Here is an 18,732-nt window from a genome sequence, read left to right as displayed (position 1 = left end):
AAATGACGTTTAGTCCGCAGCAATATTAAACGCTATGGTATATTGGCTACAGTGATTTTATTCTTATATTATACGGTCAAAAATAATGAATCTAAAGCAACTTTATTATTTTAAGCGTCTTGCTGAAACAGAACATTACACTGAAGCAGCATCCGCACTTTGTATTACTCAACCCGCCCTAAGCCACGCAATCTCTGAACTGGAGAAAGAGTTAGGTGTGGCACTCTTTGCCCGCCGTGGGCGTAACATTCAGATCACGCCAAACGGTAAACGTTTTTTACCCTATGTTGAAGATGCTCTGACGTCATTAGAGAATGGTCGTATGACGTTACAAAAAAGTTGCGATAAAAACAAAGAAAATATTCGTATTGCCTTTATTTATACCATGGGGGAATATGTCGTCCCACAGTTAATCAATAAATTCTCATTATCACCTGCATATTCAGATGTGACATTTTCTTTTACCCAGGGAACATCGTTAACGTTATTACAGGATTTAAAAGCAGGAAAAACGGATTTAGCAATATGTTCTTATATTGCCGATGAGCCTGATATTAATTTTATTCCTGTTATTCAACAGGAATTGGTTGTGGTTACCGCCAGGGAACACCCACTCGCCAGTTTATATAAAAATGAGGTCGATTTAGGCGAGACGATCCATTATCCCTATGTATATTTTTCTGAAAACAGCGGCTTACGTCCATTTATTGATAACGTATTTATGCAGCAAAAACTGGTGCCAGATATTGCCTGCTATGTGGAAGAAGATACAGCAATGGCGGGTCTGGTGAGTATCAATTACGGTATTGCTATTATGCCAAGAATTACTGCTCTCTCTTATTACCCTGTACATATTTTGAACATTAAAAATGCGATTCCTCCACGTTATATCTACCTGGCGACTATGAAAGATCGTGTGCTCTCCCCGGCATTACAGACATTTAAAGATGTCATCATCAACGATTGCCAGAGTTTTCGGTAATAATGCGCCCGGCATTAAATTCCGGGCGCAAAGTCATCAGGAAAGAATATCCATTACTTCACGCAACTGAGCAATGGCCATCTGCCCAGGCGCTGAAGCCTGGCCCACCGTACCAAATGTCATTGCAGAACCAAACAGGCGACCCGTAACCCGGCTGACGCCACCGATTTTACCCATCGACATGGTGATCAACGGTTGAGTGGCGTATTTCTCTTTCATCGTCAGTGTCGCCGAAAGCAGCGTCAATACGTCTTGCGGACTTTGTGGCATGACTGCGATTTTGGGCAGGTCGGCTCCCAGATCCTGCATGCGGCGCAGGCGATAAATAATATCTTCTTGTGCAGGTGTTTTATGGAAATCATGATTACTCATGATCACCTTAACCCCTGCGGCATGGGCGTCATTCACCAGAGCACGAACTTTGTTTTCATCGTTGAATAATTCAACGTCAATCAGGTCAGTAAGACCGCTTAATGCCGCCTGGCGATTCAGCTCAAAATAGGCGTCGTCACTGATTTCTGTTTCGCCGCCTTCTTTTTTACTGCGAAAAGTAAACAGCAGCGCGGTTTCGGCAAGCAGTTGGCGAATTTCCCCCAGTGCCTGTAAAACTTTCGCTACGTTATGCACTTCTGCGAAGTGATCGACCCGCCATTCGATGATATCTGCTCCACAACTGGCCAACGCACGGGCATTGTTTTGCAACTCGTCGAGTGATTTACCCAGCAGCGGCACGCAAATCAGCGTTTCGCCTTCCCGAAAAGTGATGTTTTTAACCGTTACTGCATTCGTCATAGTGTTATCCATTTTTTGTCAGTAAATCTTCAGGCGGCAGCCGGAACGCGGGCTGTTTTTTGCGCGGCACGTGCCTGAAATTGACGATAACCGATATAAAGGGCTATCACAAAGCCGATGACGGCGATTAAGAGATCGAACCACATGATGCTGGCAATGCTAATTTTTGACAGTTTCGCCGTGATCAATGGGATCGTGAAACTGGCAAGACTACCCGCAGTGTAAAAGATCCCCGTCGCTTTGCCTTTACCGTTTGGTAAGCTCATCGCCATGATCGTGGCACCAAGTTGCAGGACACCACCGGCTGCCGCAAAACCAATGACAAAGGCGAATCCGGTGACAACCATCGGCGTCGGGAACAGGCAGACGATCAACAACGCCACCATCGACAAAGTAGTGTAGATGATCATTGCGATAGCTGAACTCATCACATCTTTGACAAACGCCGCAGTGACGAACACGCAGGTCAGTGATCCTACGGTATAAATGCTCAGCAATTTAATGGCAGAAGCGTATGGGATCCCGGCAACAAACTGGCCATACTGCGCTAACCACTGGCTGACCAGATAAAAAGTCGCCATGCCGATATAGCCATATAAAGTAAAGATCAGCATATCCATGGTATTGGCGTTTGTCTGAGGTGCAGTAACTGTTGCGGTTTTTGCGACAGTTTCTTTTTTTGCCCGATGATCCGGGAAGGGCATTTTCACCAGATAGATGCCGCTAATCACAAATAGCCCGGCTGCGATGAGGAATGACCAGCCAAACCACAAGTTTGCCCAAATCAGGAAGCTGATAATAAACGGCAACAGGAACTGCCCGGCAGAAACAAATGCTTTGATCAGCACATTCGCACGACTGGCAGAATTAGGGAAAGATTCCATTAACGCCGGATAAGTACCGGAATCGAGGAAACTGTTCGCCAGGCCCGCCAGAATACCGAAGACATAGGCGGCATAGATATTTTTGGTCAGCAAAATCCCGACTAAAAACAGCAGATAACTGAGAATGCCGAGATAAATAAACGGCTTACGACCAAAGCGATCAGAGAGGAAGCCGGTTAATAGTGTTGCCAGCTTACCAATCCCCAGCGAGGAGATCACAATAGAAACACCTGCGGCATCGGTGCTCCATTGTTGCTGCAAATGCGCCATGTTGAGGGTGATTAACAGCACCCCCATGCCGTGAAGCATATAGTTGAGATAAAGCCCCGCCGCAGTTGGGACGTATTTATTTTTCATTACGCCGACCTTAGAACAGAATGCTTTTAATATAATCAACGGGCATTTCTTTACCCGTCCAGATTTCAAAAGCTGCAGCACCTTGCCAGAGCATCATTCCCAGGCCGTTAATAGTGCGACAACCGCTGTTCTCTGCGACTTCCAACAGATGGGTTTTGCGTGGGTTGTACACCACATCAGAGACGATCAGATCCGGGCGCAGGAAACTGGCATCGGGCAGCAACATTTGCCCTTCGAACGGCTTCATACCTACGCCAGTGGCATTGGTGAGCAGCACACTGCTGTCGATCTCTGCACGCAACTTGTCATGATCGTCGAGGTCAAACAGATGGATCTCGCAGTCGGTGTCGTTGCGGATCTTCGCCACAGTTTGCTCGGCATTCGGGAAAAATTTATCCCGTTTGTTGAAGATAGAAATTTCTTTCACGCCGTCCAGTGCTGCCTGTACGCAAATTGCGGTGGCAGCTCCTCCTGCACCCAGGACAGTCATTTTTTTGCCGATAACATCAATATTGGCTTCTTTCAGCGCACGCATATAGCCCGTGCCATCGGTGATGTGGCCAGTTAATATGCCGTCATCGTTAACGACAGTGTTGACCGCACCAACCAGTTGCGCAGCCGGAGAGAGGTTGTCCAGATACTGACAAATCTCGGTTTTATTTGGCATTGAGACATTAAAGCCGCGCAGTTTCAGGGCCCGGAATCCCTGAACAACATCTTTCAGTTCCTGGTTATCGACTTCAAAAGCAAGGTAAACATAGTCCAGCCCCAGATGTGCAAAGGCTTCATTGTGCATTGTTGGAGACATGCTATGACGAATAGGTGTCGCAATAAGCCCAATCAGTTCAGTATGCCCGGTAATACGTTCTGCCATGATAACGTCCTCAAGTTGTTAGAAATGAAATTCTTTTCCCAGGGCACCCATATCTTCCAGGGTATCCAGTACGCTGCGGCCTTCCCGCACACCATCAATAATCCGGCGCGCCATTACACTATCGCCTATATTCATCATTTTGATGTTGTTTTCTCTGGCCCAGCGGTCGATGTCGTCAAATCCGGCCCGATTGGCTCGCATCCCTAAACAGATAAAGCCGTAATCAAAGGGGATATCGAAGGTGCTTTGTGCGTTTTTAACGGTGAAATGATCAGCGGAAACAGCCATTAGCTGTGTTTGCATATGCTGCTCTACGCGATGTTCTTCCAGCAGATTTAACATGGCGTTTTTGGTGATGATATCGAGGTCACGTGCCGGGGCGTCCAGCATCTCAATAAGTGTTACGTTCGCGCCACGGGTAGCAAAATATTCGACCACGTCCAGACCTACAGCACCGCCGCCAACAACGGCGATACGCTTGCCTTGCGTCTTCGTAAATCGGTCGAGATTGTTGATCATGCCGGTAATGGAAAATACGTTACCGTCTGCGAGATCAATGTGTTCCTGTAAACTGTCGATAGGCGGTAACAGAGGAACCGAACCGGTGGCGTTAACAATTAAGTCAGGATGCAATGCGGCCACACTGGTGACATCCGCACGTTTACCGACCTGTAACATCAGGTTGTTGAGTGACGCGAGGCGGTTTTTCATAAACAGTGGAAAGTCAGCAATACGTGTTTTTTCCGGCAGACGGGATATTTCGCAGGAAAGACCACCGAGGTGTGTTTTCTCTTCCAGAAGCCAGGTCATGCAACCGACTTCAGCTGCTGTACAGGCGGCTTCCATTCCCGCCGTACCGCCGCCAATAACAACCACGTTGGTAGTACGAGTAACGTTACGCAGCTTGTAGGCGTCGCCATGGATAATATCCGGGTTAATAGAACAACGCAGAGGGCGCGAGCGGGCAATACGGTGATCGGCACAACCGATATTGCAGGAGATGCATTTACGCATCAGCCGTTCATTGCCACTTTGTACTTTTTGTACCCACTCCGGTTCAGCAATCAGCCCACGACCAATGGCGATAAGGTCTGCATCACCGCTGGCCACAATATCTTCAGCCACTTTGGGAGAACGAATATTACCCGCGATAACGGTAGGTTTATGGAATTTGTCACGCACGGCACGAGAAAGGTAGCGCTTCCAGCCATCTTCCAGTGACATCTGGTCGATTTGCAGATTCAGGCTGTCATTTTGCGCTGCCGATACGTTGATGATATCCACTTTATCCTGACAGAGTTCAAGAATACGCAGTGAGTCCTCCAGCGTGTTGCCACCTGCGAGGAAATCATCGGCACTGATACGTAAGCTGACAGGGAAGCTTGGGCCTACGCTGGCGCGTACTTTATCAACCACCAGGGTTAAAAAGCGGGCTCGGTTTTCCAGGCTGCCACCAAATTCATCGTCACGTTTATTAAAGAGCGGCGATAAAAACTGGCTGATTAAATAGGAGTGACCACCGTGGATCTCCACACAATCAAAATTAGCGCGACGCACACGTTCAGCGGCTTCACCAAATTTATCTATTGCGTGATAGATCTCCTCATGAGTCATCGGGCGCGGCGTGTTGCCGTTTTTCTTCGATGGCGTACTGGAGGAGGAGAGCGGCGTTTCACCATTCAGACGATAGGCATAAGCGGAAGCACCAGCGTGATTTAATTGTATGGCGACACACGCGCCGTGGCGGTGCAGGGTTTCGGTAAGTTTAAACAGACCGGGGATATATTGATCGTTATCGATACGTAATTGCGTGGTGCCGTTGGAGGCAAAAGGGAAATCGATGCAGATATTCTCAATGGTAATCAGGCCCGTGCCACCACGCGCACGAAGTTCATAGTAATCAAGCTGCTCTTGCGATACTTCACCGTTCAGACTCGCCAGATTAGTGCCCATTGGCGGCATGATTATCCGGTTTTTGATGGTCATTCCGTTGATGGTCAGCGGGCTAAACAGATGGGGGTAGTGGCTCATGTCATCTCTCCACTGGATGCCCAGGGACAGACATACGCCTGCAGTGGGTCCAAAGTTAATATTTCACTGCAGGCAAGATAACGAGGCGGTTGCCAGAAAAATAATGCTTTTTTTTGTCGGGAGTTATAGGAAAATTCTATGGGATTAACTAAATATTCACGGTGAGTTTTGAATAATTTAAAGAGTTGCGTGATTTGTTTACTTATTCGTACGCCAGGATACATAAACGCGGGGAAAGGCCCGGTCATACGACCGGGCAAGGGGATTAATTCATAAACGCAGGTTGTTTTGCTTCATAAGACGCAATAGCGCCGTCGTGCTGCAGGGTCAGGCCGATGCTGTCCAGGCCATTCATCATGCAGTGGCGGCGGAAGGCATCAATGGTAAAGCGATAAGTTTTCTCTCCCGCTTTCACCTCTTGCGCTTCCAGGTCTACGTCGAAATGAATCCCCGGATTAGCTTTCACCAGCGCAAACAACTCATCTACTTCTGCATCACTTAATTTCACCGGCAGCAGCTGGTTGTTAAAGCTATTGCCGTAGAAGATGTCAGCAAAACTCGGCGCAATCACCACTTTAAAACCGTAGTCTGTCAATGCCCACGGCGCGTGCTCACGCGAGGAACCGCAGCCGAAGTTTTCTCGTGCCAGCAAAATGGAAGCGCCCTGATATTGCGGGAAGTTCAGTACGAAGTCCGGGTTTGGCTGTTGGCCTTTTTCATCCAGAAAACGCCAGTCATTAAACAGATGCGCGCCAAAACCTGTACGCGTCACTTTCTGCAAAAACTGTTTCGGGATGATTGCGTCAGTATCGACATTGGCGGCATCCAGCGGAACCACCAGGCCTGTGTGTTTGATAAATTTCTCTGCCATGGTGTGCTCCTTATTTAATGTTGCGAATGTCGGCGAAATGTCCGGTCACAGCAGCGGCTGCAGCCATTGCCGGGCTGACCAGATGCGTGCGCCCGCCGCGCCCCTGGCGGCCTTCAAAGTTACGGTTGCTGGTGGAGGCACAACGCTCGCCCGGATTCAGGCGGTCGTTATTCATCGCCAGACACATTGAGCAACCGGGCAAGCGCCATTCAAAACCGGCTTCAATAAAGATTTTGTCCAGACCTTCCGCTTCTGCCTGGGCTTTTACCGGACCAGAGCCGGGAACTACTAGCGCCTGTACGCCAGGTGCGACTTTCCGCCCTTTGGCGATTTCTGCCGCTGCGCGTAAATCTTCAATGCGCGAGTTGGTGCAGGAACCGATAAACACTTTGTCGATAGCCACTTCGGTCAGCGGAATACCCGGTTTCAGCCCCATATAGGCCAGCGCTTTTTCTGCCGACGCGCGTTCAACCGGATCGGCAAACGAAGCCGGATCGGGAATGTTATCGCTCACGGAAATCACCTGACCGGGATTAGTTCCCCATGTTACCTGCGGGGCGATCTCTTCTGCTTGCAGAGTGACAACGGTATCGAAAGTTGCGCCTTCGTCGGTTTGCAGAGTTTTCCAGTAGGCAACGGCGTCGTCGAAATCTTTGCCTTTCGGCGCATGCAGACGGCCTTTGACATAGTTAAAGGTGGTTTCGTCCGGTGCAACCAGACCGGCTTTCGCGCCCATTTCGATTGCCATATTGCACAGGGTCATGCGACCTTCCATGCTTAAATCACGGATTGCTTCGCCGCAAAACTCCACCACATGTCCGGTGCCGCCTGCGCTGCCGGTTTTACCGATGATCGCCAGCACGATATCTTTCGCGGTAATGCCCGGCGCAGCTTTGCCCTGGACTTCAATTTTCATAGTCTTCGCACGGCCCTGTTTCAGGGTTTGCGTTGCCAGTACGTGTTCAACTTCAGAAGTGCCGATACCAAAGGCCAGTGCGCCAAACGCGCCGTGGGTGGCGGTATGTGAGTCGCCGCAGACAATGGTCATTCCTGGTAAGGTGACGCCCTGTTCCGGCCCCATTACGTGGACGATCCCCTGATACGGGTGATTCAGGTCATACAGTTCGACGCCAAACTCTTTGCAGTTTTTGATCAGTTCCTGCATCTGGATGCGCGCCATTTCACCGCAGGCATTAATGTCTTTAGTCTGAGTCGAGACGTTGTGATCCATGGTGGCGAAGGTTTTGCCCGGCTGACGTACCGGGCGACCGTGGGCGCGCAGACCATCGAACGCCTGCGGTGAGGTCACTTCATGCACCAGATGGCGGTCGATATATAACAGCGGGGTTTCATTTTCGGCTTCATACACTACGTGAGCGTCGAATAATTTTTCGTATAACGTCTTAGCCATGATTACACCCCTTCTGCCACATAGCGGGCAATGATATCGCCCATTTCATCGGTACTAACGGCGGCAGCGCCACGGGCTAAATCCCCGGTGCGAATACCTTCTTCTAACGCGCGGTTAATGGCGCGTTCAATGGCGGAAGCCGCATCATCGGCATCCAGGCTGTAACGCAGCAGCAGCGCCAGCGACAGAATTTGTGCAATCGGGTTGGCGATGTTTTTGCCTGCGATATCGGGTGCCGAGCCGCCCGCCGGTTCATACAGACCAAAACCTTGCTCGTTCAGGCTGGCGGAAGGCAACATGCCCATGGAGCCTGTGATCATCGCACACTCATCAGACAGAATGTCGCCAAACAAGTTGGAGCACAGCAGAACGTCAAACTGTGATGGATCTTTAATCAACTGCATGGTGGCGTTGTCGATGTACATATGCGCCAGTTCGATGTCCGGATATTCCGTGGCGATCTCGTTAACAATCTCCCGCCATAAAATAGAGGATTGCAGCACATTGGCTTTGTCGATTGAGGTGACTTTTCGACGGCGCTTGCGGGCAGATTCAAACGCGATACGGGCAATGCGCTCGATCTCAAAACGGTGATACACCTCGGTATCAAACGCTTTTTCATATTGTCCACTACCTTCGCGGCCTTTTGGTTGACCGAAATAGATGCCGCCGGTCAGTTCGCGCACACACAGGATGTCGAAGTCGTTAGCGGCAATGTCAGCACGCAGCGGACAGAATGCTTCCAGCCCCTGATACAGTTTTGCCGGACGCAGGTTGCTGAATAATTTGAAGTGCTTACGCAAAGGCAACAGCGCGCCGCGTTCTGGTTGCTGGTCTGGCGGCAAATGTTCCCATTTCGGGCCGCCCACCGAGCCAAACAGCACGGCATCGGCTTGCTCACAACCTTCAACCGTCGCAGGCGGCAGCGGCTGCCCGTGGTTATCAATGGCTGCGCCGCCTACATCGTAATGGCTGGTGGTGATACGCATCGCAAAGCGGTTACGCACGGCATCCAGCACTTTCAGTGCCTGGATCATCACTTCCGGCCCGATCCCATCTCCGGGTAAAACGGCAATATGGTAATTCTTCGACATCACACGGTTTCCTTGTTGTTTTCGTTGTGTTGAGCTTTGCGTTGCAACTCTTTTTCGACTTCTGCGGCGCGCCAGATATTGTTCAGTACGTGCACCATGGCTTTGGCGGAGGACTCGACAATATCGGTGGCCAGGCCGACGCCGTGGAAGCGGCGACCGTTGTAGTTGGCGACAATATCCACCTGACCCAGCGCATCTTTACCGTGACCTTTGGCCGTCAGGCTGTATTTCACCAGTTCGACGTTATAGTCAGTGATGCGATTAATCGCCTGATAGACGGCATCAACCGGACCATTACCGTTGGCAGCTTCCGCTTTAACTTCCTCGCCACAGGCCAGTTTGACGGCGGCAGTGGCAATATCGTTAGAACCAGACTGCACGCTGAAGTAATCCAGACGGAAATGCTCCGGCTCTTCTTGCTGCTTACCGATGAAGGCCAGCGCCTCCAGATCGTAATCAAACACCTGACCTTTTTTGTCCGCCAGCTTCAGGAAGGCATCGTACAAATTGTCTAAATTATATTCACTTTCTTTATACCCCATCTCATCCATGCGGTGTTTTACTGCCGCACGTCCCGAACGAGAGGTCAGATTCAGCTGGATTTGGTTCAGACCAATAGATTCTGGTGTCATGATTTCGTAGTTTTCGCGGTTTTTCAGCACGCCATCCTGGTGGATACCGGAGGAGTGTGCGAATGCGCCGCTGCCAACAATGGCTTTGTTTGCCGGGATCGGCATATTACAAATCTGGCTAACTAACTGGCTGGTGCGCCATATTTCCTGGTGATTAATGGCGGTATGAACGTTGAGAATATCCTTACGAACTTTGATCGCCATGATTACTTCTTCCAGCGAACAGTTACCGGCTCGCTCGCCGATCCCATTCATTGCACCTTCCACCTGGCGTGCTCCGGCATGTACCGCCGCCAGTGAGTTGCCAACTGCCAGGCCTAAATCGTCGTGGGTATGTACGGAGATAATGGCTTTGTCGATGTTAGGCACGCGTTCATACAGGCCGCTGATGATTCCGGCGAACTCAAACGGCATGGTGTAGCCCACGGTGTCAGGAATGTTGATGGTGGTGGCACCGGCGTTAATCGCCGCTTCAACCACGCGCGCCAGATCGGCAATGGGTGTACGCCCGGCGTCTTCGCAAGAAAATTCAACATCATCGGTGTAATTACGTGCGCGTTTCACCATATAGATAGCGCGTTCGATCACTTCGTCCAGCGTGCTACGCAGCTTGGTGGCAATGTGCATTGGTGAAGTGGCAATAAAGGTATGGATACGGAAGGCTTCGGCAACTTTCAGAGATTCAGCTGCCACGTCGATATCCTTTTCCACGCAGCGAGCTAACGCACATACGCGGCTGTTTTTGACCTGGCGGGCGATTGTCTGCACCGATTCAAAATCGCCCGGCGAAGAGACGGGGAAACCGACTTCCATCACGTCAACACCCATACGCTCAAGGGCCAGCGCAATTTGCAGTTTTTCTTTCGCACTCAGGCTTGCCTGTAACGCCTGTTCACCGTCGCGCAATGTGGTATCGAAAATAATAACTTGCTGGCTCATCATTTATTCCTTGTCTCTTAGAGCGCCTCGCTTCGGGCATAAAAAAACCCGCGCAATGGCGCGGGTTTTTTGTTTGACTGAGTGCTGACTTAATTCTGAATGCCGCTCACCAGTCTACCGCGCAAAGAAGATGCGTTTAGTAGTAGTAGACCGTTAAAACGAACGATGTGAGTCATTAAGTCAGCTCCAGGCGAATGCGATATGCTTTTAGTGGTACTGGATAGCCAGGCTGATGTCAACCCCAGCCATTAGAAAGCTCGCTGTTTTCAAGGTCGAATACAGCACCTGATTTAGCTAAATGTGCTGATATTTTTGCATAATGCAAAATTAATACATAGGTCAGATGGCCAGTTTTTATTATTTGACATATCTAAGAATATTTCTTCGCATTTTCTCACTAAAAAGACACAGAGATAGATAACGTAAGTGAATAATTCAGGGCCCTGATTTCGTTGTATTTATCGGTTTGCTGAATCACTTCAGTGTCATTAATTGTTAATTAATGATAAATTAATGTTAACCATTAACAGAAAAGTACTATAAACATTTAATTAAACCACTAATTATCATTCACCCGGTGCATGATTGTTTATTTGCATGGCTTATGATTAGATCAAATACGTAATTCAAACTTTATGATTTGGACAATTGTGATAGGGATCAACCAGCACTGGCGTGGGTTTTTTCTTTATCTAAGCCCATACCTTTATGTTTTCCTAATTTTCGTGTTTGCCCTTTTTCTTATTTTATATGCATGGTAAATCATATTTTCCGAGATTATTTCTCAGCATTCCGGCAAGAAAAGGGAGCTAAGCGTGACAGTGGAGTTTAATATGCCAGAGGTAAAATTTGATCAGCCAAGTCTTTCTGAGATAGGCAGACCACAGCTTCGCATGGTCGATCTGAATCTGTTAACCGTTTTTGATGCGGTGATGCAAGAGCAAAATATCACACGTGCCGCACAAACTCTGGGGATGTCACAGCCTGCGGTGAGTAACGCCGTGGCGCGCCTGAAAGTGATGTTTAATGATGAGTTGTTTGTCCGGTATGGTCGGGGGATCCAACCGACTGCTCGTGCGTATCAGTTGTTTGGTTCGGTAAGACAGGCTTTGCAATTAGTGCAGAATGAATTGCCCGGGTCTGGTTTCGAACCAGCCAGTAGCGAACGGATATTTAATCTTTGTGTTTGCAGTCCGCTGGACAATCTGCTGACCTCATTGGTTTATAATCGCATCAATGATATTGCCCCAAATATTCACGTTGTTTTTAAATCTTCTCTTAATCAAAACACTGAACACCAATTGCGTTATCAGGAAATCGAATTTGTTATTGGTTATGAAGAATTCCGCCGTCCTGAGTTTTCCAGCGTACCGTTATTTAATGATGAAATGGTGCTGGTTGCCAGCAAGAAACATCCGACGATTAATGGCCCGCTGTTGGAAAACGATGTTTATCAATTGCAGCACGCGGTTGTATCTCTGGAGCGTTTTGCTTCGTTCAGTCAACCCTGGTATGACACGACTGAAAAACAGGGCTGTATTGCTTATCAGGGAATGGCATTGATCAGTGTGTTGAATGTGGTTTCGCAAACCCATCTGGTTTCCATTGCGCCGCGATGGTTAGCCGAGGAGTTTGCTGAATCACTGGAATTACAAGTGCTTCCACTGCCTTTAAAACTGAATAGTAGAACATGTTATCTTTCGTGGCATGAAGCTGCCGGACGTGACAAAGGCCATCAATGGATGGAAGAGTTATTGGTCTCCGTCTGCCGCCATTAATCTTATCGCAATAAACCAGATCGAATGGTCTGGTTTATTCTGCTTTTTTAAAAAAATATGAAATTTTATGCTGTATTGCTGATGGGGCTTTCTCAACAGAAAGTGAAAAATAGAGTAATCGCTGTAACTATCTATTTTTAAGAGATTATTTATTATTCCCAGCCTTATAGTCAGAGTTATTCTCCAGTTATTTCCGACTTTCATTCTGATTATACTTTTCTTTACATCGATATGGGATTTTCCCCTAATTGCCTGAGTCAAAACGAGCAGTTAATGTATTTTGGAATTTATTGTTCGTTTAACAGTGAGGCAAGCCATGGAGATGTTGTCTGGAGCCGAGATGGTCGTCCGATCGCTTATCGATCAGGGCGTAAAGCAAGTATTCGGCTATCCCGGGGGCGCAGTCCTCGATATTTATGATGCATTACATACCGTAGGCGGTATTGAGCATGTTCTCGTTCGCCATGAACAGGCGGCGGTGCATATGGCTGATGGCCAGGCACGTGCGACGGGGGAAGTGGGCGTCGTGCTGGTGACATCAGGCCCAGGGGCGACTAACGCCATCACGGGGATCGCTACAGCGTATATGGATTCGATTCCACTGGTGGTTCTTTCCGGTCAAGTGGCGACGTCATTGATTGGTTACGATGCCTTTCAGGAGTGTGACATGGTGGGGATTTCCCGCCCGGTGGTGAAGCACAGTTTTCTGGTCAAACAGACAGAAGATATTCCTCAGGTGTTGAAAAAAGCCTTCTGGCTGGCGGCAAGTGGTCGTCCAGGACCTGTGGTGGTCGATCTACCAAAAGATATCCTGAATCCGGCAAAAAAATTACCGTATGCCTGGCCGGAAGCAGTCAGTATGCGTTCTTACAATCCCACAACCACTGGGCATAAAGGGCAAATTAAGCGCGCTCTGCAAACGCTGGTTGCGGCAAAAAAACCGGTTGTCTACGTAGGCGGTGGGGCAATCACGGCGGGCTGCCATCAGCAGCTGAAAGAAACGGTGGAGGCGTTAAATCTGCCCGTTGTTTCCTCATTGATGGGGCTGGGGGCGTTTCCGGCAACGCATCGTCAGGCTCTGGGCATGCTGGGAATGCACGGCACCTACGAAGCCAATATGACGATGCATAACGCGGATGTGATTTTCGCCGTCGGGGTACGTTTTGATGACCGAACGACGAACAATCTGGCAAAGTACTGCCCAAATGCCACTGTTCTGCATATCGATATTGATCCAACTTCAATTTCTAAAACCGTGACTGCTGATATCCCGATTGTGGGGGATGCTCGCCAGGTCCTCGAACAAATGCTTGAACTCCTGTCGCAAGAATCCGCCCATCAACCGCTGGATGAGATCCGCGACTGGTGGCAGCAGATTGAACAGTGGCGCGCTCGTCAGTGCCTGAAATATGACACTCACAGTGAAAAGATTAAACCACAGGCGGTGATCGAGACTCTTTGGCGGTTGACGAAGGGGGACGCTTACGTGACGTCCGATGTCGGGCAGCACCAGATGTTTGCTGCGCTTTATTATCCATTCGACAAACCGCGTCGCTGGATCAACTCTGGCGGTCTCGGCACGATGGGGTTTGGTTTACCTGCGGCACTGGGCGTCAAAATGGCGTTGCCAGAAGAAACCGTGGTTTGCGTCACTGGCGACGGCAGTATTCAGATGAACATTCAGGAACTGTCTACCGCCTTGCAATACGAGCTGCCCGTACTGGTGGTGAATCTCAATAATCGCTATCTGGGGATGGTGAAGCAGTGGCAGGACATGATCTATTCCGGCCGTCATTCACAATCTTATATGCAATCGCTACCCGATTTCGTCCGTCTGGCGGAAGCCTATGGGCATGTCGGGATTCAGATTTCTCATCCGCAAGAGCTGGAAAGCAAACTTAGCGAGGCGCTGGAACAGGTGCGCAATAATCGCCTGGTGTTTGTTGATGTCACCGTCGATGGCAGTGAGCACGTCTACCCGATGCAGATTCGCGGGGGCGGAATGGATGAAATGTGGTTAAGCAAAACGGAGAGAACCTGATTATGCGCCGGATATTATCAGTCTTACTCGAAAACGAATCAGGCGCGTTATCCCGCGTGATTGGCCTTTTTTCCCAGCGTGGCTACAACATTGAAAGCCTGACAGTTGCGCCAACTGACGATCCGACATTATCGCGTATGACCATCCAGACCGTGGGCGATGAAAAAGTGCTTGAGCAGATCGAAAAGCAATTACACAAACTGGTCGATGTATTGCGCGTGAGCGAGCTGGGGCAGGGGGCGCACGTTGAGCGGGAAATCATGCTGGTGAAAATTCAGGCCAGCGGCTACGGACGTGACGAAGTGAAGCGCAATACGGAAATATTTCGAGGGCAAATCATCGATGTCACGCCATCGCTTTACACCGTCCAACTGGCAGGCACCAGCGATAAGCTTGATGCATTTTTAGCATCGATTCGCGATGTGGCGAAAATTGTGGAAGTTGCTCGCTCTGGCGTGGTCGGACTTTCGCGCGGTGAAAAAATAATGCGTTGAGAATGATCTGAAACCATAAATTGAGGCCCAATATCTCGTGTTGGGCTTTTTTTTGCGAAATCAGTGGAAACACAGAATAAAAGCGGTTGCCGCAGTTAATTTTCTGCGCTTAGATGTTAATGAATTTAACCCATACCAGTACAATGGATATGGTTTTTACATTATACGCAAGGGGCAATTGTGAAACTGGATGAAATCGCTCGGCTGGCGGGAGTGTCGCGGACCACTGCAAGCTATGTTATTAACGGCAAAGCGAAGCAATACCGTGTGAGCGACAAAACCGTTGAAAAAGTCATGGCTGTGGTGCGTGAGCACAATTACCACCCGAACGCCGTGGCAGCTGGGCTTCGTGCTGGACGCACACGATCGATCGGGCTGGTAATCCCTGATCTGGAAAACACGAGCTATACCCGTATAGCAAATTACCTGGAGCGCCAGGCACGCCAACGGGGTTATCAACTGCTGATTGCCTGCTCAGAAGATCAACCAGACAACGAAATGCGCTGTATCGAGCATCTTTTACAGCGTCAGGTAGATGCCATTATTGTTTCCACTTCGTTGCCACCGGAGCATCCGTTCTATCAACGTTGGGCTAACGACACCTTCCCGATTGTTGCGCTGGACCGCGCTCTTGATCGTGAGCATTTTACCAGTGTGGTTGGTGCGGATCAGGACGATGCCGAAATGCTGGCGGAGGAGCTACGTAAATTCCCCGCAGAAACCGTGCTTTATCTTGGTGCGCTGCCGGAGCTTTCTGTCAGCTTCCTGCGTGAGCAAGGGTTTCGTACTGCGTGGAAAGATGATCCGCGTGAAGTCCATTTCCTCTACGCCAACAGTTATGAGCGTGAAGCTGCCGGACAGCTGTTTGAGAAATGGCTGGAAACGCACCCAATGCCACAAGCATTATTCACCACCTCGTTTGCTTTGTTGCAAGGGGTAATGGATGTCACACTGCGTCGTGACGGTAAGTTACCTTCCGATCTGGCTATTGCTACTTTTGGTGATAACGAACTGCTGGATTTCCTGCAATGCCCGGTACTGGCGGTGGCGCAGCGTCATCGTGATGTTGCCGAACGTGTCCTTGAAATCGTGCTGGCGAGCCTTGATGAACCACGTAAACCTAAACCTGGTTTAACGCGCATTAAGCGTAATCTCTATCGCCGTGGAGTATTGAGCCGCAGCTAAGCGTTTTATGAAAATTGGCGCCGGAGAAAAAACTCTGGCGCTTTTCGGGATAAAATCTTATTTCCTTACCATAATTAAGATTATTCCTGAGCTTTGGCATTAACTCTTCGTAATTAATCTCTCTTTCTTATTAATTGCCCTGGTTTTGGTAATTGACACGTAACGAATAGTTACCATTGTATTGCTTTGTTACAGGCGAGAGAGCAATTGCCGAATTAACAAACACTTTTCTGTCTCCCCTTACCCAACCCCTTGCCGTGCCCCGTGCCTGGCGGTAAACAAGGACTGTTATCCTTATGCATATTGTCTTAAAATGCCGCCCGCGTCGCAAACTGACACTTTATATTTTCATTAAAGAAATTGGAGTCGTTTTTAAAACGGTAATGATGAGTGGGATTTTTTCTTGCAACTATTCATGACGTTAATTTGCTTCGTTCGTTGGGCGATTTTTAAACAATGCAGATATTAGTCGTAAACATTGGGTTTTTTGCTTCGGTAAGGAATGTTCCTGGCTTGACAAGCTTTTCCTCCGCTCCGTAAACTCCTTTTAGTGGGAATTTGTGGGATAAAGTGGTAATCGGGGGGAGACTGGCATGTTCCGGGGAGCAACGTTAGTCAATCTCGACAGTAAAGGGCGCTTATCGGTGCCTACCCGTTATCGGGAAGAACTGCTCGGGAACGCTGCCGGTCAAATGGTATGTACCATTGACATTCATCACCCGTGCCTGCTGCTTTACCCCCTTCCTGAATGGGAAATTATCGAGCACAAATTATCGCGTCTTTCGAGCATGAACCCCGTTGAGCGCCGTGTTCAGCGCCTTCTGTTGGGGCATGCCAGTGAGTGCCAGTTGGATAACGCAGGTCGACTATTGATCGCTCCTGTGTTGCGGCAACATGCCGGGCTGACAAAAGAAGTGATGCTGGTCGGGCAGTTCAATAAGTTCGAGCTGTGGGATGAAACGACCTGGCATCAACAGGTCAGGGAAGATATCGACGCTGAACAGTCTATTACCGAAAACTTATCGGAACGACTGCAGGACTTGTCTCTATAAAATGATGGAAAACTATAAACATACCACGGTACTGCTGGACGAAGCCGTAAATGGCCTCAATATCCGTCCTGACGGTATCTACATTGATGGAACTTTTGGTCGCGGTGGTCACTCACGTCTGATCCTCTCGCAGCTTGGCGAAGAGGGGCGTTTGTTGGCAATTGATCGCGACCCGCAGGCTATCGCCGTTGCGAAGACTATTGATGATCCGCGCTTCTCCATCATCCACGGACCTTTCTCCGCGCTGGGCGAATACGTTGCCGAGCGCGATCTTATCGGCAAGATCGACGGTATTCTCCTCGATCTTGGCGTATCTTCACCGCAACTTGATGATGCTGAACGTGGCTTTTCCTTTATGCGCGATGGTCCGCTGGACATGCGTATGGACCCAACCCGTGGGCAATCAGCCGCTGAATGGCTACAAACCGCAGAAGAAGCTGATATCGCCTGGGTATTGAAAACCTACGGTGAAGAGCGTTTTGCCAAACGCATTGCCCGCGCCATTGTCGAGCGTAACCGCGAACAGCCGATGACCCGCACTAAAGAACTGGCGGAAGTCGTGGCTGCCGCAACGCCGGTGAAAGACAAATTCAAACATCCCGCGACCCGTACCTTCCAGGCGGTGCGCATTTGGGTAAACAGTGAACTGGAGGAGATAGAGCAGGCGCTAAAAAGCTCGCTCAACGTGCTGGCCCCGGGGGGGCGGCTTTCAATCATCAGCTTCCACTCGCTGGAAGACCGCATTGTGAAGCGCTTTATGCGTGAAAACAGCCGCGGCCCGCAAGTTCCGGCAGGGTTACCGATGACTGAAGAGCAGCTCAAAAAACTGGGTGGACGTCAGCTGCGAGCACTAGGCAAGTTGATGCCGGGCGAAGAAGAGGTGGCTGAGAACCCTCGTGCCCGTAGTTCAGTTCTGCGTATTGCAGAGAGGACGAACGCATGATCAGCAGAGTGACAGAAGCTCTAAGCAAAGTTAAAGGATCGATGGGAAGCCACGAGCGCCATGCATTGCCTGGTGTTATCTGTGACGATCTTTTGCGATTTGGGAAGCTGCCACTCTGCCTGTTCATTTGCATTATTTTGACGGCGGTGACCGTGGTAACCACGGCGCACCATACCCGTTTACTAACCGCTCAGCGCGAACAACTGGTGCTGGAGCGAGACGCTTTAGACATTGAATGGCGCAACCTGATCCTTGAAGAGAATGCGCTCGGCGACCATAGCCGGGTAGAAAGGATCGCCACGGAGAAGCTGCAAATGCAGCATGTTGATCCGTCACAAGAAAATATCGTAGTGCAAAAATAAGGATAAACGC

The 18,732-nt window shown here is 49.4% G+C and carries 17 protein-coding genes; 8 read left to right on the top strand and 9 right to left on the bottom strand.

Features of this window, described 5'->3' with window-relative positions:
- The first annotated feature begins 85 nt into the window (after window positions 1-85).
- Window positions 86-982: a LysR family transcriptional regulator gene (locus K0335_RS10720; RefSeq protein ID WP_001050010.1), complete on the top strand. Its 897-nt coding sequence runs from the start codon at window positions 86-88 to the stop codon at window positions 980-982.
- 36 nt (window positions 983-1,018) lie between these two features.
- On the opposite strand, the gene aroD is transcribed toward K0335_RS10720, so the two are convergent.
- The 9 genes from aroD to leuL form a co-directional block, all read right to left on the bottom strand.
- Window positions 1,019-1,774: a type I 3-dehydroquinate dehydratase gene (gene aroD / locus K0335_RS10715; RefSeq protein WP_000180227.1), complete on the bottom strand. Its 756-nt coding sequence runs from the start codon at window positions 1,772-1,774 to the stop codon at window positions 1,019-1,021.
- Window positions 1,775-1,803: 29 nt separating this feature from the next.
- Window positions 1,804-3,015 (bottom strand): MFS transporter, encoded by a 1,212-nt coding sequence (locus K0335_RS10710; protein ID WP_000792607.1) that lies wholly within the window; start codon window positions 3,013-3,015, stop codon window positions 1,804-1,806.
- A gap of 10 nt (window positions 3,016-3,025) precedes the next feature.
- Window positions 3,026-3,889: a shikimate dehydrogenase gene (locus K0335_RS10705; protein WP_046076773.1), complete on the bottom strand. Its 864-nt coding sequence runs from the start codon at window positions 3,887-3,889 to the stop codon at window positions 3,026-3,028.
- An 18-nt stretch (window positions 3,890-3,907) separates the two neighbouring features.
- Window positions 3,908-5,920 carry an FAD-dependent oxidoreductase gene (locus K0335_RS10700; RefSeq protein WP_219393816.1) on the bottom strand — a complete coding sequence of 671 codons (2,013 nt, stop codon included), beginning with the start codon at window positions 5,918-5,920 and terminating at the stop codon, window positions 3,908-3,910.
- 265 nt (window positions 5,921-6,185) lie between these two features.
- A complete protein-coding gene (leuD, locus tag K0335_RS10695) occupies window positions 6,186-6,791 on the bottom strand; it encodes a 3-isopropylmalate dehydratase small subunit (protein WP_104919966.1) in 606 nt (201 codons plus the stop codon).
- 10 nt (window positions 6,792-6,801) lie between these two features.
- A complete protein-coding gene (gene leuC / locus K0335_RS10690) occupies window positions 6,802-8,202 on the bottom strand; it encodes a 3-isopropylmalate dehydratase large subunit (RefSeq protein ID WP_104919967.1) in 1,401 nt (466 codons plus the stop codon).
- Window positions 8,203-8,204: 2 nt separating this feature from the next.
- The gene (leuB, locus tag K0335_RS10685) at window positions 8,205-9,296 is read right to left on the bottom strand and encodes a 3-isopropylmalate dehydrogenase (RefSeq protein WP_219393815.1); all 1,092 of its coding nucleotides are present in this window, start codon (window positions 9,294-9,296) and stop codon (window positions 8,205-8,207) included.
- A complete protein-coding gene (gene leuA, locus K0335_RS10680) occupies window positions 9,296-10,867 on the bottom strand; it encodes a 2-isopropylmalate synthase (protein WP_000082807.1) in 1,572 nt (523 codons plus the stop codon). Before leuA ends, leuB begins: the two co-directional genes overlap by 1 nt.
- An 89-nt stretch (window positions 10,868-10,956) precedes the next feature.
- Window positions 10,957-11,043, bottom strand: a complete 87-nt coding sequence (gene leuL, locus K0335_RS10675) for a leu operon leader peptide (RefSeq protein WP_012599863.1) — start codon at window positions 11,041-11,043, stop codon at window positions 10,957-10,959.
- Between the two features lie 657 nt (window positions 11,044-11,700).
- On the opposite strand from leuL, the gene leuO reads away from it, so the two are divergent.
- The 7 genes from leuO (at window position 11,701) to ftsL (ending at window position 18,722) form a co-directional block, all read left to right on the top strand.
- Window positions 11,701-12,645: a transcriptional regulator LeuO gene (leuO, locus tag K0335_RS10670; protein ID WP_001115404.1), complete on the top strand. Its 945-nt coding sequence runs from the start codon at window positions 11,701-11,703 to the stop codon at window positions 12,643-12,645.
- 316 nt (window positions 12,646-12,961) lie between these two features.
- Window positions 12,962-14,686: an acetolactate synthase 3 large subunit gene (gene ilvI, locus K0335_RS10665; RefSeq protein ID WP_000425680.1), complete on the top strand. Its 1,725-nt coding sequence runs from the start codon at window positions 12,962-12,964 to the stop codon at window positions 14,684-14,686.
- 2 nt (window positions 14,687-14,688) lie between these two features.
- Window positions 14,689-15,180: an acetolactate synthase small subunit gene (gene ilvN / locus K0335_RS10660; protein ID WP_001353460.1), complete on the top strand. Its 492-nt coding sequence runs from the start codon at window positions 14,689-14,691 to the stop codon at window positions 15,178-15,180.
- 180 nt (window positions 15,181-15,360) lie between these two features.
- Complete coding sequence (cra, locus tag K0335_RS10655; protein WP_000762414.1) at window positions 15,361-16,365, top strand: catabolite repressor/activator; 1,005 nt, start codon at window positions 15,361-15,363, stop codon at window positions 16,363-16,365.
- Window positions 16,366-16,958: 593 nt separating this feature from the next.
- Complete coding sequence (gene mraZ, locus K0335_RS10650; protein WP_000488287.1) at window positions 16,959-17,417, top strand: division/cell wall cluster transcriptional repressor MraZ; 459 nt, start codon at window positions 16,959-16,961, stop codon at window positions 17,415-17,417.
- Window position 17,418: 1 nt separating this feature from the next.
- The gene (gene rsmH, locus K0335_RS10645) at window positions 17,419-18,360 is read left to right on the top strand and encodes a 16S rRNA (cytosine(1402)-N(4))-methyltransferase RsmH (RefSeq protein WP_000970479.1); all 942 of its coding nucleotides are present in this window, start codon (window positions 17,419-17,421) and stop codon (window positions 18,358-18,360) included.
- Window positions 18,357-18,722: a cell division protein FtsL gene (gene ftsL / locus K0335_RS10640; protein WP_063121445.1), complete on the top strand. Its 366-nt coding sequence runs from the start codon at window positions 18,357-18,359 to the stop codon at window positions 18,720-18,722. The genes rsmH and ftsL overlap by 4 nt, the downstream gene beginning before the upstream one ends.
- Window positions 18,723-18,732: the final 10 nt, after the last annotated feature.

The sequence above is a fragment of the Escherichia sp. GZ89 genome, assembly GCF_019366485.1.
Lineage (GTDB): Bacteria > Pseudomonadota > Gammaproteobacteria > Enterobacterales > Enterobacteriaceae > Escherichia > Escherichia fergusonii.
Note: the sequence above shows the minus strand (reverse complement) of the source record. Positions and strands in the feature narration are given on the sequence as shown.

What these genes read in the sequence shown, in the direction of transcription:
- K0335_RS10720 (WP_001050010.1), top strand. Translation starts at nt 86, where the DNA reads ATGAATCTAAAGCAACTTTATTATTTTAAGCGTCTTGCTGAAACAGAA.
- aroD (WP_000180227.1), bottom strand. Translation starts at nt 1,774, where the DNA reads ATGACGAATGCAGTAACGGTTAAAAACATCACTTTTCGGGAAGGCGAA.
- K0335_RS10710 (WP_000792607.1), bottom strand. Translation starts at nt 3,015, where the DNA reads ATGAAAAATAAATACGTCCCAACTGCGGCGGGGCTTTATCTCAACTAT.
- K0335_RS10705 (WP_046076773.1), bottom strand. Translation starts at nt 3,889, where the DNA reads ATGGCAGAACGTATTACCGGGCATACTGAACTGATTGGGCTTATTGCG.
- K0335_RS10700 (WP_219393816.1), bottom strand. Translation starts at nt 5,920, where the DNA reads ATGAGCCACTACCCCCATCTGTTTAGCCCGCTGACCATCAACGGAATG.
- leuD (WP_104919966.1), bottom strand. Translation starts at nt 6,791, where the DNA reads ATGGCAGAGAAATTTATCAAACACACAGGCCTGGTGGTTCCGCTGGAT.
- leuC (WP_104919967.1), bottom strand. Translation starts at nt 8,202, where the DNA reads ATGGCTAAGACGTTATACGAAAAATTATTCGACGCTCACGTAGTGTAT.
- leuB (WP_219393815.1), bottom strand. Translation starts at nt 9,296, where the DNA reads ATGTCGAAGAATTACCATATTGCCGTTTTACCCGGAGATGGGATCGGG.
- leuA (WP_000082807.1), bottom strand. Translation starts at nt 10,867, where the DNA reads ATGAGCCAGCAAGTTATTATTTTCGATACCACATTGCGCGACGGTGAA.
- leuL (WP_012599863.1), bottom strand. Translation starts at nt 11,043, where the DNA reads ATGACTCACATCGTTCGTTTTAACGGTCTACTACTACTAAACGCATCT.
- leuO (WP_001115404.1), top strand. Translation starts at nt 11,701, where the DNA reads ATGCCAGAGGTAAAATTTGATCAGCCAAGTCTTTCTGAGATAGGCAGA.
- ilvI (WP_000425680.1), top strand. Translation starts at nt 12,962, where the DNA reads ATGGAGATGTTGTCTGGAGCCGAGATGGTCGTCCGATCGCTTATCGAT.
- ilvN (WP_001353460.1), top strand. Translation starts at nt 14,689, where the DNA reads ATGCGCCGGATATTATCAGTCTTACTCGAAAACGAATCAGGCGCGTTA.
- mraZ (WP_000488287.1), top strand. Translation starts at nt 16,959, where the DNA reads ATGTTCCGGGGAGCAACGTTAGTCAATCTCGACAGTAAAGGGCGCTTA.
- rsmH (WP_000970479.1), top strand. Translation starts at nt 17,419, where the DNA reads ATGATGGAAAACTATAAACATACCACGGTACTGCTGGACGAAGCCGTA.
- ftsL (WP_063121445.1), top strand. Translation starts at nt 18,357, where the DNA reads ATGATCAGCAGAGTGACAGAAGCTCTAAGCAAAGTTAAAGGATCGATG.